This is a genomic window from Streptomyces ossamyceticus (genome assembly GCF_001418475.1).
Lineage (GTDB): Bacteria > Actinomycetota > Actinomycetes > Streptomycetales > Streptomycetaceae > Streptomyces > Streptomyces ossamyceticus.
The window spans coordinates 23135-38661 of record NZ_LIQX01000265.1 but is presented as its reverse complement, the minus strand read 5'-3'; the positions used below and the strand labels follow the sequence as shown (position 1 = coordinate 38661).

General features: G+C 70.5%; 13 protein-coding genes, 1 pseudogene and 1 riboswitch. Of the genes and pseudogenes, 6 read left to right on the top strand and 8 right to left on the bottom strand.

Translation table 11 applies throughout. The features are described 5' to 3' along the window. Positions 1-128: 128 nt before the first annotated feature. From AOK15_RS20590 to def, 4 genes and pseudogenes are all read left to right on the top strand, one after another. Positions 129-1401 (top strand): annotated as a pseudogene (locus tag AOK15_RS20590) (HD-GYP domain-containing protein). Further along, positions 1398-2654 (top strand): HD-GYP domain-containing protein, encoded by a 1257-nt coding sequence (locus AOK15_RS20585; protein ID WP_055518997.1) that lies wholly within the window; start codon positions 1398-1400, stop codon positions 2652-2654. Before AOK15_RS20590 ends, AOK15_RS20585 begins: the two are co-directional and overlap by 4 nt. Positions 2655-2780: 126 nt before the next feature. Further along, complete coding sequence (locus AOK15_RS20580) at positions 2781-3788, top strand: tetratricopeptide repeat protein (RefSeq protein ID WP_055518996.1); 1008 nt, start codon at positions 2781-2783, stop codon at positions 3786-3788. Between the two features lie 135 nt (positions 3789-3923). Further along, the gene (gene def / locus AOK15_RS20575; RefSeq protein ID WP_055518993.1) at positions 3924-4574 is read left to right on the top strand and encodes a peptide deformylase; all 651 of its coding nucleotides are present in this window, start codon (positions 3924-3926) and stop codon (positions 4572-4574) included. A gap of 74 nt (positions 4575-4648) precedes the next feature. Here def and AOK15_RS20570 read toward each other — a convergent pair whose 3' ends face one another. Further along, the gene (locus tag AOK15_RS20570; protein ID WP_055518991.1) at positions 4649-5614 is read right to left on the bottom strand and encodes a GlxA family transcriptional regulator; all 966 of its coding nucleotides are present in this window, start codon (positions 5612-5614) and stop codon (positions 4649-4651) included. Positions 5615-5707: 93 nt separating this feature from the next. Here AOK15_RS20570 and AOK15_RS20565 point away from each other — a divergent pair, with 93 nt between their 5' ends. Together AOK15_RS20565 and AOK15_RS20560 are read left to right on the top strand one after the other, a co-directional pair. Continuing rightward, the gene (locus AOK15_RS20565; protein ID WP_055519001.1) at positions 5708-5923 is read left to right on the top strand and encodes a hypothetical protein; all 216 of its coding nucleotides are present in this window, start codon (positions 5708-5710) and stop codon (positions 5921-5923) included. Positions 5924-5989: 66 nt separating this feature from the next. Continuing rightward, the gene (locus AOK15_RS20560) at positions 5990-6790 is read left to right on the top strand and encodes a hypothetical protein (RefSeq protein ID WP_055518989.1); all 801 of its coding nucleotides are present in this window, start codon (positions 5990-5992) and stop codon (positions 6788-6790) included. A gap of 56 nt (positions 6791-6846) precedes the next feature. Here AOK15_RS20560 and AOK15_RS20555 read toward each other — a convergent pair whose 3' ends face one another. From AOK15_RS20555 to AOK15_RS20525, 7 genes are all read right to left on the bottom strand, one after another. Beyond that, complete coding sequence (locus tag AOK15_RS20555) at positions 6847-7857, bottom strand: ribonucleotide-diphosphate reductase subunit beta (RefSeq protein WP_107099460.1); 1011 nt, start codon at positions 7855-7857, stop codon at positions 6847-6849. Further along, positions 7857-10283 carry a ribonucleoside-diphosphate reductase subunit alpha gene (locus AOK15_RS20550; RefSeq protein ID WP_055518985.1) on the bottom strand — a complete coding sequence of 809 codons (2427 nt, stop codon included), beginning with the start codon at positions 10281-10283 and terminating at the stop codon, positions 7857-7859. The genes AOK15_RS20555 and AOK15_RS20550 overlap by 1 nt, the downstream gene beginning before the upstream one ends. 125 nt (positions 10284-10408) lie before the next feature. After that, positions 10409-10567: riboswitch (cobalamin riboswitch) on the bottom strand. 27 nt (positions 10568-10594) lie between these two features. After that, entirely contained in the window at positions 10595-11101 is a 507-nt protein-coding gene (locus AOK15_RS20545) for a GNAT family N-acetyltransferase (protein ID WP_055518983.1), read from the bottom strand. A gap of 127 nt (positions 11102-11228) precedes the next feature. Then, positions 11229-12218 carry a nucleoside hydrolase gene (locus tag AOK15_RS20540; RefSeq protein ID WP_055518980.1) on the bottom strand — a complete coding sequence of 330 codons (990 nt, stop codon included), beginning with the start codon at positions 12216-12218 and terminating at the stop codon, positions 11229-11231. Between the two features lie 206 nt (positions 12219-12424). After that, positions 12425-14053 carry a monocarboxylate uptake permease MctP gene (gene mctP, locus AOK15_RS20535; protein WP_055518978.1) on the bottom strand — a complete coding sequence of 543 codons (1629 nt, stop codon included), beginning with the start codon at positions 14051-14053 and terminating at the stop codon, positions 12425-12427. After that, on the bottom strand, positions 14050-14331 hold the full coding sequence (locus tag AOK15_RS20530) for a DUF3311 domain-containing protein (RefSeq protein ID WP_055518977.1): 282 nt from the start codon (positions 14329-14331) through the stop codon (positions 14050-14052). The genes mctP and AOK15_RS20530 overlap by 4 nt, the downstream gene beginning before the upstream one ends. A gap of 207 nt (positions 14332-14538) precedes the next feature. Beyond that, positions 14539-15303 (bottom strand): GntR family transcriptional regulator, encoded by a 765-nt coding sequence (locus AOK15_RS20525; RefSeq protein ID WP_055518975.1) that lies wholly within the window; start codon positions 15301-15303, stop codon positions 14539-14541. Between the last annotated feature and the right edge of the window lie 224 nt (positions 15304-15527).

The window sequence follows — 15527 nt, the reverse complement described above, 5'->3', positions numbered from 1 at the left end:
CCCTCCAAGCACCCATTTCACCCGAATGAGTTAATCCGGCCATCGTGGCCCAGGGGATTCACCCGTAGTCACTCCCACCCGGCCCGTCCCGCCCTACGCTCCGGAAGCTGAATCTCGGGAGGGGCGCCATGAGGTCGGTTCCGGCATGGGCACGTGTGTACGTCGCCTGCACCGTGCTCGCGGCCCTCGCCTGCCTCACCGGACCTCCGGGCCTTCGGGTCCCCTGGTGGCCGGTGGCCCTGCTCGCCGCGCTGTACGCCGGGTGCGAGCAGATCACCCGGTGCCGTTTCGTCGGCCACCTCGCTCCCCGGGGCATGGGCACCTTCTTCCCGGTGCTCCTCGCGGGCGCTCGGCGACCGGGACGCGGTCGCCGGCCCCGACTTCCCCCACGCCCTGCTGCCCGCCGGGGCAGCCGTGCTGGCGTTCTGCGCCGTGCTCACCCTCCTCGACGGCGGCATCCTGGTGCTCGCCGAGCGGGTGCCGTGGCGCACTGCCTGGCGGGGCCTGCTCCTCCGGGCGCCGGCACCCGTCGCCGCGCACGGGCTCGCCGGGCTGATGATGGCCGTGCTCTGGCGCAGCCCGTACGGGCCCGTCGCCGCGCTGCTGGTCCTGCTGCCGATGTACGTGTCCTGCTGGGTCTTCGGGCAGTACCACCGTGAGCGGGCGGCGCACCAGGCCACGATCCGGGCGCTCGTGCAGGCCGTCGACATCAAGGACGCCTACACGCGCGGCCACAGCGAACGGGTCGGGCATGCCTCCTTGATGATCGCTCGCGAGCTGGGCATGGACGACGAGCGCGCCGAGATGCTGCGCTTCGCCGGGATCCTGCACGACGTGGGGAAACTGGGGGTGCCGACGCGGCTACTGCGCAAGGACGGGCCGCTCACCCCGCAGGAGCGGCGGATCGTCGAACTGCATCCCGAGTACGGGCACGAGATGGTGCGCGGGATCTCCTTCCTCGGCGAGGCGCGGGCGGCGGTCCTGCACCACCACGAGCGGATGGACGGGAGCGGATACCCCTACGGGCTGGTGGGGAGCGAGATCCCTAAGTTCGCGCGGCTGGTGGCGGTGGCCGACGCGTTCGACGCGATGACCTCGACCCGGTCCTACCGGCGAGGGCGCCCGGTCGCCGCCGCGCTGGCGGAGCTGGAGCGCTGCGCCGGCACGCAGTTCGACCCCGTGATGGTGGGAGCGCTGGGACGGGCACTGTCCCGCTGCGGCTGGGAGCCCTTGGTGACCACCGCACCACGCGGAAAGGTACCGGCGCCGGGGGCACCTGCTGCTGAGCGTGTCGCGGGGGCAGCGGCTGATCGGGAAGCGGCCGAGCAGCGGACGCCCGAGCGGGGAACGGCCGATCGGGGAGTCATCGAGCGCGGTGCCGCCGGGAGGCGGGGCCGGTGAGCTCCCCGAGGGTGGCTCCGGTGCCGCTCCTCCCCGTCCTTCTCCCCTGCCTCGCCGCCCTGCTCGTGCTCGCCGGGCTGGGGCACACCCTCCGGTACGGCCTCGACGAGCCCGGAGTCGCTCTCGTGTTCGGTGTGCTGGTGGGCGCGGGGGAGCTGTCCCGCTGGCGCGGGGCGGAGGGCAGGGAGCAGGCGCCGCTCGGGGCAGCCGGAGGGCTTGCGTACGCGCTGCTGGGGGAGTGCGCGGGGCGGTCCACGGCGCACGGAGTGCCGCAAGTCGTGGCCGTCGTCGCCGTGGGCGCGCTCCTCGGGTGCGCGCCCCACGTGGCAAGAAGGCGCGGGGGCACCGCCGACCACCTCACCCGGCGCGTCCTCACCGTCACCTTCGCCGCCGTCTGCTTCCAGCCCCTGCACGACAGCAGACGGCTGTTGGGCTGGAGCGGGCACGCGCGCGTGCTGCTGCTCGTCGGGCTGCTCGTGGTGACCGCCCTGTGCGACGCCGTCCTGGCGGCGGCCCTGGCACGGTCCCGGACCCGATGGCCGTACGGGCCGCTGCTGCGGGACGAACTGCGGGGCCTCCTCGGGATCGGCTCGGCGGTCTGTGCGACCGGGGTCGTGATGGCCGTCGCGGTCGGGGTCGCCGGACTGTGGGCGCTGCCCGTGTTCTCGCTTCCGTTGCTCCTCACCCAGCTGTCGTTCCGGCGGTACGCGGCCGTGCGGACCACGTACCGGCAGACCATCGCCTCGCTGGCCAGGGCCACGGAGATCGCCGGGTACACCCCGCCGGGCCATGCCCGCAGAGTCGCCGCCCTCAGCCGTGAGGTGGGGCGGGAGCTGGGGCTCGGCGAACGTGAGCTGACCGTCCTGGAGTACGCGGCCCTCATGCACGACATCGGGCAGCTCAGCCTGGTCGACCCCATGCCCGCCGGGGCCACCGCCGACCTGCCGACGGCGCAGCAGCGCCGCATCGCGCTGCTGGGCGGCGCCGTCGTCCGGCAGACCGGAGTGGACACCGAGGTCGCCGTGGTGGTGGAGCGCCAGGCCGATCCCTTCCGTGAGCAGCCGGTCGGCGCGCGGATCGTCCGGGCAGTGAACGCATACGAGGAGAAGTCCCGGGAAGCAGGGCCCTCAGGGCCGCTCAGGGCACTGGAGGAACTGCGGCTCGCGACAGCACACGACTATCAGCCAGAGGTGGTCGAATCGCTTGCCAGAGTGGTCGCACGAGACGGTCTGACCTTGCCCGTGGTGGGGTAACCCATGGGTAATGAGCGGCTCTCCTTCCGTCCGTGGTTGGATGCGAGGGAGAGGGTGTACCGGGGGCGACGGCCGGCCCACTCCACGGAAACGGCAGGCGGGAACCGTAACTGGCAGGCGGGAATCGTGAGGATCTTCGGCAAGGGACGGCATCGGCCCTCCGCCTCGTGGCGGCAGGCCACCGACCGGGCGTTCACGCTCATCGGCGACGGTCGTTACGAGGACGCGGGAGCTCTGCTGACCCGTGCCGCGGACCTGGAGCCGTGGCTGTCCGAGTCCTGGTTCAACCTCGCCCTGCTGCACAAGTTCCGGCACGACTGGGAGCAGGCCAGAGCGGCCGGGCTGAGGGCCGTCGCACTGCTCGACCGGGAGACCGGGGCGCCCGACTGGTGGAACGTGGGCATCGCCGCCACCGCCCTGCAGGACTGGCCGCTGGCACGCCGCGCCTGGCAGGCGTACGGGCTGCGGGTACCGGGCGGCGCGGCCCGGCCGAAGCCCGGGGGCGGCGTCGCGGACACCGGCGAGCCGGTCGGCATGGATCTGGGCAGCGCCGCGGTGCGGCTCTCGCCGGAGGGTGAGGCCGAGGTCGTGTGGGGGCGCAGGCTCGACCCGGCGCGCATAGAGGTGCTCTCCATTCCGCTGCCGTCGTCCGGGCGGCGCTGGGGCGAGGTCGTCCTCCACGACGGGGTCCCGCACGGCGAGCGGACCACGGCCGCCGGTCACGCGTACCCGGTGTTCGACGAGATCGAACTGTGGGCGCCGTCGCCGGTGCCGACCTGGGTGGTGCTGCTGGAGGCCGCCACCGAGTCCGACCGGGACGCGCTGGAACGGCTCGCGGCCGACGCGGGCTTCGCCGCCGAGGACTGGTCGTCGTCGGTGCGGCTGCTGTGCCGGCTGTGCTCGGAGTCCCGGATGCCGTCCGACGAGGGCGACGGGGACCACATGGACCCGCACGACCACAGTGAGCCGGGGCATCCGGGGCCGCTCGGGCATGTCACGGACGGGCAGTTGTGGGTGCCCGAGCGGGAGTGCGGCATCGCCGCGCCGGCGTCGTTGGTGCGAGGGCTGCTCGACGGATGGGTCGCCGACAGTCCTGATTCCAGGGACTGGCGGGATCTCGAAGAGGTCTGTTAGAGGGTCGAGCGGCCGTACGCCGGGGCACGGACCGCGCCCGGCCGGTCACGCGGTTGCCCGCGCTCCCCTCCGCCGCTGCCCGTACCCTGTATCAGCAACTCAGCCCTTGTTTTGTGAGGAAGGCGTACGTCTGTCATGGCTCAGCAGGACACCGAACAGCAGCACGTGGGCGTGCTCCCCGTCGACGACGAGGGATTCGTCGTCGATACGGAGGACTGCGAGGAGCGCGAGCAGGCGTACCGCGAGCGCGGCACCTCGCGGCCCATCACCGTCGTCGGGAACCCGGTCCTGCACAAGGAGTGCAAGGACGTCACGGAGTTCGGCGACGAACTCGCCAAGCTCGTGGACGACATGTTCGCCAGCCAGCGCACCGCCGAGGGCGTGGGCCTCGCCGCCAACCAGATCGGCGTCGACCTGAAGGTGTTCGTGTACGACTGCCCCGACGACGAGGGCAACCGCCACGTCGGCGTCGTCTGCAACCCCAAGCTCGTCGAACTGCCCGCCGACAAGCGCCGGTTGGACGACAGCAACGAGGGCTGCCTGTCGGTGCCGACCGCGTACATGCCGCTCGCCCGGCCCGACTACGCCGAGGTCACCGGCCAGGACGAGAAGGGCAACCCGATCAAGGTCCGCGGCACCGGGTACTTCGCGCGCTGCCTCCAGCACGAGACCGACCACCTGTACGGCTACCTGTACATCGACCGGCTCTCCAAGCGTGACCGCAAGGACGCCCTGCGCCAGATGGCCGAGAACGAGCCGCGCTACCCCGTCGTCGCGAACGACTGAACCACCGCACGGACACATCCCGGGCGCGCGTTCGGGCGGCAGCCGACCGCCCGGACGCGCGCCCGGCGCCGTTCTCAGGCGGCCGCCTCAGGACCCCGGAAGGTACGGCGGTAGGCCTGCGGTGTCGTGCCGAGGGCCCGGACGAACTGATGGCGCAGGGTGGCCGCCGTGCCGAAACCGGTGCGCCAGGCGATCGTGTCCATCGTCTCGTCCGTCGCCTCCAGCAACCGCTGTGCCAGCAGCACCCGTTGACGCAGGATCCAGCGGTACGGAGTGGTCCCCGTCTCCTGCTGGAAGCGGCGGGCGAACGTCCGCGGTGACATATGGGCGCGTGCCGCGAGCTGCTCGACGGTGACCTCCTCGTCGAGGTGGCGCTCCATCCACGCCAGCACCTCGCCGACCGTGTCGCACTGCGAGCGCGGCAGCGGCCGCTCGACGTACTGGGCCTGGCCCCCGTCCCGGTGCGGCGGCACGACCATCCGCCGGGCGATCTTGTTGGCGACCTCGGGCCCCTGCTCCTTGCGGACGATGTGCAGACAGGCGTCGATACCGGCCGCCGTGCCCGCCGAGGTGATCACCGGGTCCTCGTCCACGTACAGCACGTCCGGTTCCACCACCGCGCGCGGATACTGCCGGGACAGTTCGTCGGAGTGCCGCCAGTGCACCGCGCAGCGCCGGCCGTCCAGCAGACCGGCCGCACCGAGCACGAACACCCCCGAACACACGCTCAGCACCCGGGCGCCCCGGTCGGTGGCCCGGCGCAGCGCCTCCAGCAGGTCCGCCGGGTAGATCCGCCGCACATAGCTCTCACCCGCCGGGACGACGACCAGGTCGGCCTCGTCGAGCCGGTCCAGTCCGTACGGCGTCGAGATCGTGAAACCGGCGTGCGTCCGCAGGGTCGGGCCCTCCGCCGAGGCGACCGCGAAGTCGTACACGGGCAGGCCCTCGTCGCTGCGGTCCAGGCCGAAGACCTCGCAGACGACACCGAGTTCGAAGGGGTGCACGCCGTCCATGAGGACGGCCGCCACGTTGGTCAGCATGCCTCCAGTGTGCCTCGGAAGTGGCAGTAATTGGAGGGCGTGCGGCAGTACTGCCACTGTTGGTAAGGAGTGTCCCGCGCGACAGTGGTGTCCATGAACACCACACAGCTGCAAGGACTCATCGGAACCCTGGTCGTACTCGGCGTGCTGGCCCTGGTCGCGCTGCCCGCCCTCATCGGCGTCCTCCACGACCGGCGCGTGGACCGGCAGCTCAGGGAGGCGGCGAAGCGCCAGGCCGCCATCGACGGGTCGCGGCCCGAGCGACGTGCCTCCGGCTCCATGTCACGCCGCTTCGCCCGCACGGTCTGATCGCATATCTGTACGGCTCCAGCCCTTCTCCGTGTGTAGCCTCTCCCCGACCACAAGGGGAGGATCATGAGACACGGAACGCGCCCCGCGCACGGCCGAACCCTGGCCGTCGCGGGCGGGGCGGCGGCCCTGGTGCTGCTGGCGGCGACGGGCGCCCAGGCCGAAGGGAAGGGCGACGTCCGGGTGACGAAGACGGTCGTCAACCGCGGCGACAACGTCATCGTGGGAACGTCCAAGACCATCAGGTTCCCGGTCGCCATCACCGTCCGGGACAACTCCGGCGTCAAGGGACTGACCCGCGTCAGCACCTTCTACGCCTACAACGCCCTGGGCGGCGGCTTCGCCGACTGGACCGGCGCCACCTGCAAGAAGAAGTCGTCCACCACGTCGCTGTGCACAGCCGTGATCGCGATCAACCCGCACTGGATCCCCGGCTACAGCGATGCCGACAGCAACAAGACCGCCGGGGTCTGGCAGGTCAATGCCACCGTCAAGGCCAACGACGGCGACTACTGGATCTCCGACGACATCGCCCGGTACAAGGTCAAGCGTGCCTCGAAGCTGACCACCGCCATCGCGCCCGACAAGGCCGCCAAGGGCTCGAAGGTCACCGTCACCGGCACGCTGTCCCGCGCCATCTGGGAAACCCTCAAGTACCAGGGGTTCAAGGGGCAGTCGGTCCGGCTCCAGTTCAAGAAGAACGGCGCCGCCCGCTACACCACCGTGAAGACGGTGAAGTCGGGCAGCGCCGGAAGGCTCAGCACCAAGGTGACCGTCGACACGGCGGGCAGCTGGCGCTGGTACTTCCCCGGCCTGGCGTCGACAGCGCGGGTCATCTCGGCCGGGGACACGATCACGCTCAAGTGACCCCGGCGGGCCGGGTCGAGCCGGCCCGCCCTCGAGGCGGAGCCGGCTCGCGGGCCCTAGAAGTCCTCGTCCAGGTCGACGGTGCCCTCCACCGCGACCTGGTACGCGGACGGGCGCCGCTCGAAGAAGTTGGTCAGCTCCTGAACGCCCTGCAGCTCCATGAAGGAGAAGGGGTTCTCCGAGCCGTACACCGGCGCGAAGCCCAGCCGAGTCAGCCGCTGGTCGGCGACGCACTCCAGGTACTGCCGCATGGAGTCGGTGTTCATGCCCGGCAGGCCGTCACCGCACAGGTCGCGGGCGAACTGCAGCTCGGCCTCCACCGCCTCCCGCAGCATGTCCGTCACCTGCTGCTGCAACTCGTCGTCGAAGAGGTCCGGCTCCTCCTTGCGGACGGTGTCGACCACCTCGAACGCGAAGCTCATGTGCATCGTCTCGTCGCGGAACACCCAGTTGGTGCCCGTCGCCAGACCGTGCAGCAGGCCCCGGCTGCGGAACCAGTAGACGTAGGCGAAGGCACCGTAGAAGAACAGCCCCTCGATGCACGCCGCGAAGCAGATGAGGTTGAGCAGGAAGCGGCGACGGTCCGCCCGCGACTCCAGGCGGTCCAGCTTCTCGACCGAGTCCATCCACTTGAAGCAGAACCCGGCCTTCTCCCGGATGGACGGGATGTTCTCCACGGCCGCGAAGGCCGCCGTCCTGTCCTCCGGGTCGGGGAGGTAGGTGTCCAGCAGCGTCAGATAGAACTGGACGTGGACGGCCTCCTCGAACAGCTGCCGCGACAGATACAGCCGCGCCTCGGGGGAGTTGATGTGCTTGTAGAGCGTCAGCACCAGGTTGTTCGCGACGATCGAGTCGCCCGTCGCGAAGAAGGCGACCAGACGGCCGATCAGGTGCTGCTCGGAGGGGCTGAGCTTCGCGAGGTCGGCGACGTCCGAGTGGAGGTCGACCTCCTCCACGGTCCAGGTGTTCTTGATGGCGTCCCGGTAGCGCTCGTAGAAGTCCGGGTAGCGCATGGGGCGCAGAGTCAGCTCGAAGCCGGGGTCGAGAAGATTCTGGGTGCTGGACATCACTGGCAGGCCTCGCAGGACTCGGGGTTCTCAAGGGAGCAGGCGACGGCATCCGGGTCGGCGGCCTGCTGGACGGGGATGGTCTTCTCGGGCTGGGCGGTCAACTGCGTCTGCGTCTGGCCCTGGGCGGCGCGGGCGATACGGGTCGCCGGGCGCGAGCGCAGGTAGTACGTCGTCTTCAGTCCCGACTTCCAGGCGTACGCGTACATCGAGGAGAGCTTGCCGATGGTCGGCGTCTCCAGGAACAGGTTCAGCGACTGGGCCTGGTCCAGATACGGGGTGCGGGCGGCGGCCATGTCGATCAGACCGCGCTGGGGGATCTCCCAGGCCGTGCGGTACAGCGCCCGGACGTCGGCCGGGATCCACGCGAAGTCCTGCACGGAGCCGTTCGAGTCGCGCAGCGCCTCACGGGTGCGGGCGTCCCAGACGCCCAGCTCCTTGAGGTCCTTCACCAGGTAGGAGTTGACCTGGAGGAACTCACCGGAGAGGGTCTCCCGCTTGAACAGGTTGGACACCTGCGGCTCGATGCACTCGTACACGCCGGCGATGGAGGCGATGGTCGCCGTGGGAGCGATGGCGAGGAGCAGCGAGTTGCGCAGGCCGACGGTGGCGACGCGCTCGCGCAGGGCCGCCCAGCGCTCCGGCCAGGTGAACTCCACGCCGTAGTGGTCGGGGTGAAGCACACCGCGGGCCGTCCGGGTCTTCTCCCAGGCCGGCAGCGGGCCGTTGCGCTCGGCGAGGTCGGTGGACGCCTCGTACGCGGCGAGCATGATGCGCTCGGCGATCCGGGTGGACAGGGCCTTCGCCTCGGCCGAGTCGAACGGCAGCCGCAGCTTGAAGAAGACGTCCTGCAGGCCCATCGCGCCGAGGCCCACGGGGCGCCACTTGGCGTTCGACCGGCCCGCCTGCTCGGTGGGGTAGAAGTTGATGTCGACGACCCGGTCCAGGAAGGTCACGGCCGTGCGGACGGTCTCGTCGAGCCGCTGCCAGTCCAGGTCGCCGGTCGTGAGGTCGACGAAGGCGCCCAGGTTCACCGAGCCCAGGTTGCAGACCGCGGTCTCGCCGTCGTCGGTGACCTCCAGGATCTCCGTGCAGAGGTTGGAGGAGTGGACGACGTGGCCCGGCTCGGCCGTCTGGTTGGCGGTGCGGTTGGCGGCGTCCTTGAACGTCATCCAGCCGTTGCCGGTCTGCGCGAGCGTCCGCATCATGCGGCCGTACAGGTCACGGGCCGGGATGGTCTTTCGCGCCAGCCCGTCGGCCTCCGCCTTGCGGTACGCGGCGTCGAACTCCGCGCCCCACAGGTCGACCAGCTCGGGCACGTCGGCCGGGGAGAACAGCGACCACTGCTCGTCCGCGTTGACCCGGCGCATGAACTCGTCGGGGATCCAGTGCGCCAGGTTCAGGTTGTGCGTACGGCGGGCGTCCTCACCGGTGTTGTCGCGCAGCTCCAGGAACTCCTCGATGTCGGAGTGCCAGGTCTCCAGGTAGACCGCGGCCGCGCCCTTGCGTCGGCCGCCCTGGTTCACGGCGGCGACCGAGGCGTCCAGCGTCTTCAGGAACGGCACGATGCCGTTGGAGTGCCCGTTCGTGCCGCGGATCAGTGAACCGCGCGAACGGATGCGGGAGTACGACAGCCCGATGCCGCCGGCGTGCTTCGAGAGGCGGGCCACCTGGTGGTAGCGGTCGTAGATGGAGTCCAGCTCGTCCAGCGGCGAGTCGAGAAGGTAGCAGGACGACATCTGGGGGTGTCGCGTACCGGAGTTGAACAGGGTGGGGGAGGAGGGCAGGTAGTCGAGGCGGCTCATGAGCCGGTACAGAGCGGCGACCTCGTCCACGGACCGTGCGGTGTCGTCCTCGGCGAGACCGCCGGCCACCCGCAGCATGAAGTGTTGCGGCGTCTCCACCACCTTGCGGGTGATCGGGTGCCTGAGGAGGTAGCGGCTGTGGAGCGTGCGCAGCCCGAAGTAGCCGAACCGGTCGTCGGCGGCCGGGTCGACGAGCGCGTCGAGCCGCTCGGCGTGCAGGCGCGTGAACTCCGCCGTGCGGTCGGCGACGAGCCCTTCCCGATGGCCCACGGCGACGGACTCAGTGAACGTCGTGACGCCCTGGGAGGCGGCCTCGGCGCGGATGGTGATCGTCAGCAGGCGGGCGGCCAGCTTCGAGTAGGCGGGGTCCTCGGAGATGAGGCCGGCGGCCGCCTCCGTGGCCAGCTCGCGCAGCTCCGTCTCGTCCGCCCGGGCGGACCGGCCGCGCAGCGCGGCGGCGGCGACCCGACCGGGGTCGGCGTCGGGCAGGTCGGCGGTCAGCTCGGTCAGGGTCCGCAGCAACGCGGCACCGGGACCGTCGGTCTCCGTCGCCGGGGTGGCGGAAGCCGGTCCGGCGGGGGCCGGGGTGGCTGAAACCGGGTCGGCTGGCGCGATGGTCACGTGGGGGCTCTCCCTCGCTCGGCACGGGGCCTTGCGGAGAGCAGGCAGCAGCACACGAGCGCACGGGGGCGTCGCGTCCACCGGCCCACTCCACGAGGCCCGGACGTCAGGGCACCCGGACCGGACGGCCGGGCGCACCGTCGGCAGGTCCTCGGACTGGACTCGCGTGCGAAAACACGCAAGTACACCGTTGCGGGACAGTTCCGGATTCGCACCGGATTCCCCTGCGGCGACAGCGAGCATGAGCATACATCTTGTGTTGGGCCGCCGGTCCACCCCCAGATGTTGTGTCGCGGTGACTTCGGAGCGTGTCATAGCGTCAACTCATAGGTGAGCAGCGTCAGGTCCGGGAGGTGCGGGATGGGGTTCCAGTCGCGCGCCGGCGTTCGAACGAAGCCCAGACGTTCGTAGATGCGGTGGGCGGAGTGCATGGTCCGCTGGGTCGACAGCACGACCCGTACACACCCCTCGACGGCTCTCGCGCGCTCGACGCAGTCCCGCACGAGGGCCTCGCCGATGCCGCGGCCGCGGGCGGCGTGGTCGACCGCCAGCATTCGGATCTCGGCCTCCCCGGAGGTGGCGATATCGGCCATGGCGCCCCCGGCCGGAACGAAGGTCACGCCGCCGGCCACCCGGCCCTCCGCCACGGCCACGAGCACCTCGGCCGCGGCGGCCCGCCGCGCCACGTCCCGCAGTTCGCCGAGGTATGCGTCGCTCTCACCGAAGTCCAGCAACCCGTCCGTCAGGTAGGCCTGTGCGGTGATGTCGCCGAGGTCGGTGTACTCGTCGGGGGAGATGTGCCTGATCGTGATGTCCATGGATCGCAGTCTGCACGAGGAGGCGGTCGGCAGGTCCGCGGTTGTCCACAGGGGCGGTTGATCGTGTGATTGTCGGCGCGGCTTGAGGGCTGAGGGCCGGCGGCGGGGTCGGCTGGCGGTGGGTCGGTCAGGGCCGTGCCGGCCAGCGCGGCAGCGTCGTCACGAAGTGCTCGCTGAAGTCGCGGGGGCCGGCGCCGAGGGCGACGCGGCCGGTGAGGCGGAGGCGGGCCGTCAGGGAGGGGGACTCCGAGTAGTAGATCCGCGGGGCGTCGGCCGGCACGAACACGGTCTGGCCGCGCGTGAGTTCGCTCGCGCACTCCACGATCACGGCCCCCTCGGCGGCCGTCACGAACGACTCGTCCCCGCACACCCCCACCGCCAGCGGATCGTGCAGCGGACACGTGCCGTCGCCGCCGTGGCGGGTGTAGGCCCGCATGTACGTCCGCATCAGCCGGGCGGCGAGCGCCGTGCCCGGGCCCGCCGCCTCCAGCGCCGCGAGGTCCGCGGGGCGGAACAGCCACTGGTGGGAGGCGTCCAGGTCCACCATCGTGAACGGGATGCCGGAGGAGAGCACGACCTCGGCGGCGTCCGGGTCGGACCAGATGTTGAACTCGGCGACCGGGGTGAAGTTCCCCGGCACCTGCGCGGCGCCACCCATGAACACGAACTTCGCCACGCGGCGGGCGAAACCGGGATCCTCCAGCAGGGCGATCGCGACGTTCGTGAGCGGGCCGGTGGCACACACCGTCAGCTCGCCCTCGTGCTCGCGGGACAGGCGCAGCAGGGCCTGTGCGGAGGACTCCGAGGGGTGCGGGGCGGTGGAGTCGGGCAGGGACTCCTCGCCGAGGCCGGCCCGGCCGTGGAAGGCGGATGCCTCGCGGTAGGGGAGGCGGGAGAGGGGGCGGCCCGCGCCCCGGTGGACGGGGACGTCGGTGTCGATGCCGAGGGCTCGGGCCAGCGCGCGGGCGTTGCGGTAGGTGGCGTCGGCGGGGAGGTTGCCGCCGACCGAGGTGTAGGCCTTGAGGTCCCAGAGGCCTGTGCCGAGGAGGTACTGCAGGGCTACGGCGTCGTCGATACCGGGATCGCTGTCCAGGACGATCGGTGTGGGGACGGTCACGAGGTCAGGGTAGCCGGGGGTGCGCTCGCTGCCCTTGCCCTTCCGTCATCAGGGGCTGTGCCCCTTCGGGCCCCTTGCGCGCCTATGAATCGGGAGGTTCGCTGTATCGGCGGGTGCGGGTTCGTCGTGGTTGCTCGCGCAGCTTCCCCGCGCCCCTTTTGGCCTTCGGCCCTTCAAGAGGCGCGGGGAAGCTGCGCGTCAGAGCGTCAGTGGTTCGCACCCGCCGTCGCCGGAGGCAGTTCCACCTGGACGCCCGCGTCGCCCGCGTCGGCCGTGTAGTCGCTCGGCTTGGTCTCGTCGATGCCGTCGGGAGCCTTGGCCGCCCGGAGGACGAAGGTGAGGACCACGGTGACGGCGACGTTGAGGACGAACGCCGTGAGGCCGATGTACCCGATCTCGCCGATGCCGGGGATCTCCGCCGAGGAGCCGCCGAAGTGCTTCTGGGTCGGCGAGGCGACGTTCCACGCGGCCACCGTCCCGTAGATCATGCCGACCGCCCAGCCGGCGAGCAGGGCCCAGCGGTGGCACCAGCGGGTGAAGAGGCCGCCGACCAGGGCCGGGAAGGTCTGGAGGATCCAGATGCCGCCGAGGAGCTGGAAGTTGATGGCGACCGTCTTGTCCATCGTCAGGACGAAGACCAGCGCGCCGACCTTCACCAGCAGCGACACCAGCTTGGAGACCTTGGTCTCCTGCGCGGGCGTGGCGTCCGGCTTGATGAAGTCCTTGTAGATGTTGCGGGTGAAAAGGTTCGCCGCGGCGATGGACATGATCGCCGCCGGCACCAGCGCGCCGATGCCGATCGCCGCGAAGGCCACGCCCGCGAACCAGTCCGGGAACATCGTCTCGAACAGCTGAGGGATCGCCAGCTGGCCGTTCTGCACCTTGACGCCCGCCGCGATCGCCATGAAGCCCAGCAGCGCCAGCAGGCCCAGCATCAGCGAGTACAGCGGCAGGATCGTGGTGTTGCGGCGGATCACCTCGCGGCTCTTGGAGGACAGCGTCGCGGTGATCGAGTGCGGGTACATGAACAGCGCGAGCGCCGAGCCGAGAGCCAGGGTCGCGTACGTCCACTGGTTGGCGTCGCCCGGGACCAGGGCCCCGCGCGGCGCGCCCGTCGCCGGGTTGGTCTGGCCGTACGCCTCGCTCGCCTTGGCGAAGATGTCGTCGAAGCCGCCGAGCTTGATCGGGATGTAGATGATCGCCACCGCGATGACGATGTAGATCAGCGTGTCCTTCACGAACGCGATCAGCGCGGGGGCGCGGAGGCCGGAGGAGTACGTGTACGCGGCCAGGACGCCGAAGGCGATCAGCAGGGGCAGGTCCTTGACGAACCAGTTGGTGTTCTCGCCGCCGCCGACGCCCATCACGTCCAGCACGGCCTGGATGCCGACGAGTTGGAGGGCGATGTAGGGCATCGTTGCCAGGATGCCGGTCAGAGCCACCGCGAGCGACAGGCCCTTCGAGCCGAAGCGGCCCCGCACGAAGTCCGACGTGGTCACGTACCCGTGCCGGTGCGACACCGACCACAGGCGGGGCAGGAACGTGAAGATGAGCGGGTACACCAGGATCGTGTAGGGCACCGCGAAAAACCCGGCCGCGCCCGCCGCGTAGATCGCCGCCGGTACGGCGACGAAGGTGTACGCGGTGTAGAGGTCACCGCCGAGCAGGAACCAGGTGATCCAGGTGCCGAACGACCGTCCACCCAGGCCCCATTCGTCGAGGCTGTGCTCGTTCTCGGCCTTGCGCCAGCGGGCGGCCAGGAAGCCCATCACCGTGACGGCCAGGAAGAAGAAGATGAAGACGGCGAGTGCCACGCCGTTCACGCCGTCCTTCACTGCGCGACACCCCCGTCCTCGGACCGCGTGGACCTGCGGGCTCGCTGGTCACGCTGCCACAGCACGTAGGCGGCGGCCGTGAGCACGGTGGAGATCAGCACCCAGGCCATCTGGTACCAGTAGAAGAACGGGATGCCGATGAACGCGGGGTCCGTCTTGGCGTACGAACCGACCCAGAGCATCGCCACGAACGGGGCGAACAGGAACAGGGCGATGACCACTCTGACAGGTGTCACCGCCGGTGTCTCCGGTGATTTCACGTCGGGCGCATTGGACATACCAGGGCTCCGTCCCCTCACTGATCACCTGAGTAATGCGCAGGAAATCTAAGGGACCGTTCCGCTGCACGTAACCCCTGTCCGCATAACGGATTTGCGGAGGTATCGCGTCCCGACCGCGCCTTGACTGCGCCTCGACGGCGGCCCGTGCGCCGGAGACGACGCACGGGGCGGCCGTCACCGCGGGGATCCGTCGCCGCGGACCGGTCAGTCCTGCGGGCGCTTCAGGCGCGCCACGAACTTGTAGCGGTCGCCCCGGTAGACGGACCGCACCCACTCCACCGGCTGGCCCTCCTTGTCCACGGAGTGGCGGGAGAGCATCAGCATCGGCAGGCCCACGTCCGTGCCGAGCAGGCCGGCCTCGCGCGGGGTGGCGAGCGAGGTCTCGATGGTCTCCTCGGCCTCGGCGAGATGGACGTCGTACACCTCGGCGAGCGCGGTGTAGAGGGACGTGTACTTGACCAGTGACCTGCGCAGGGCGGGGAAGCGCTTGGCGGACAGATGGGTCGTCTCGATGGCCATCGGCTCGCCGTTCGCCATGCGGAGCCGCTCGATCCGCAAGACCCGTCCGCCCGCCGTGATGTCCAGCAGCCCGGCGAGGGTGTCGTCCGCGGTGACGTAGCCGATGTCCAGCAGCTGGGACGTCGGTTCCAGACCCTGGGCGCGCATGTCCTCGGTGTACGAGGTGAGTTGCAGGGCCTGGGAGACCTTCGGCTTGGCGACGAACGTGCCCTTGCCCTGGATGCGCTCCAGACGCCCCTCGACCACCAGTTCCTGCAGCGCCTGCCGCACGGTCGTGCGGGACGTGTCGAACTCGGCGGCGAGCGTCCGCTCCGGGGGGACCGGCGTGCCCGGCGGCAGGGTTTCGGTCATGTCGAGCAGGTGCTTCTTCAGGCGGTAGTACTTGGGCACACGCGCGGTACGGACGTTCGCCCCGTTCTCGTTCTCCGCACTGCTGACGTCGGTGCTCATGCTCCGCCTTCCCGGCTCCTAGTGGCGTGATCCTTCTGTATACCCGCACAGCCCCCGCTGGTCTAGTCCACGGAGGGGGGCTCCGCTGGTCTACTCCGGGAAGGCGCAGTGGTCTACCCGACGAGTGTGACTCACGCGCTCGGTTTTCGCTGCCTTCTTACATAAAGGTTCTTGCATATGTAGGTCGCATAACGGCTGGTGAGAGCAGGTTCGCGCGCCCTTGA

Bases quoted from the DNA above. Each gene is read 5' to 3' on its own strand.
- def (WP_055518993.1), top strand. From the start codon at position 3,924: ATGGCTCAGCAGGACACCGAACAGCAGCACGTGGGCGTGCTCCCCGTC.
- AOK15_RS20570 (WP_055518991.1), bottom strand. From the start codon at position 5,614: ATGCTGACCAACGTGGCGGCCGTCCTCATGGACGGCGTGCACCCCTTC.
- AOK15_RS20565 (WP_055519001.1), top strand. From the start codon at position 5,708: ATGAACACCACACAGCTGCAAGGACTCATCGGAACCCTGGTCGTACTC.
- AOK15_RS20560 (WP_055518989.1), top strand. From the start codon at position 5,990: ATGAGACACGGAACGCGCCCCGCGCACGGCCGAACCCTGGCCGTCGCG.
- AOK15_RS20555 (WP_107099460.1), bottom strand. From the start codon at position 7,857: ATGTCCAGCACCCAGAATCTTCTCGACCCCGGCTTCGAGCTGACTCTG.
- AOK15_RS20545 (WP_055518983.1), bottom strand. From the start codon at position 11,101: ATGGACATCACGATCAGGCACATCTCCCCCGACGAGTACACCGACCTC.
- AOK15_RS20530 (WP_055518977.1), bottom strand. From the start codon at position 14,331: ATGTCCAATGCGCCCGACGTGAAATCACCGGAGACACCGGCGGTGACA.
- AOK15_RS20525 (WP_055518975.1), bottom strand. From the start codon at position 15,303: ATGAGCACCGACGTCAGCAGTGCGGAGAACGAGAACGGGGCGAACGTC.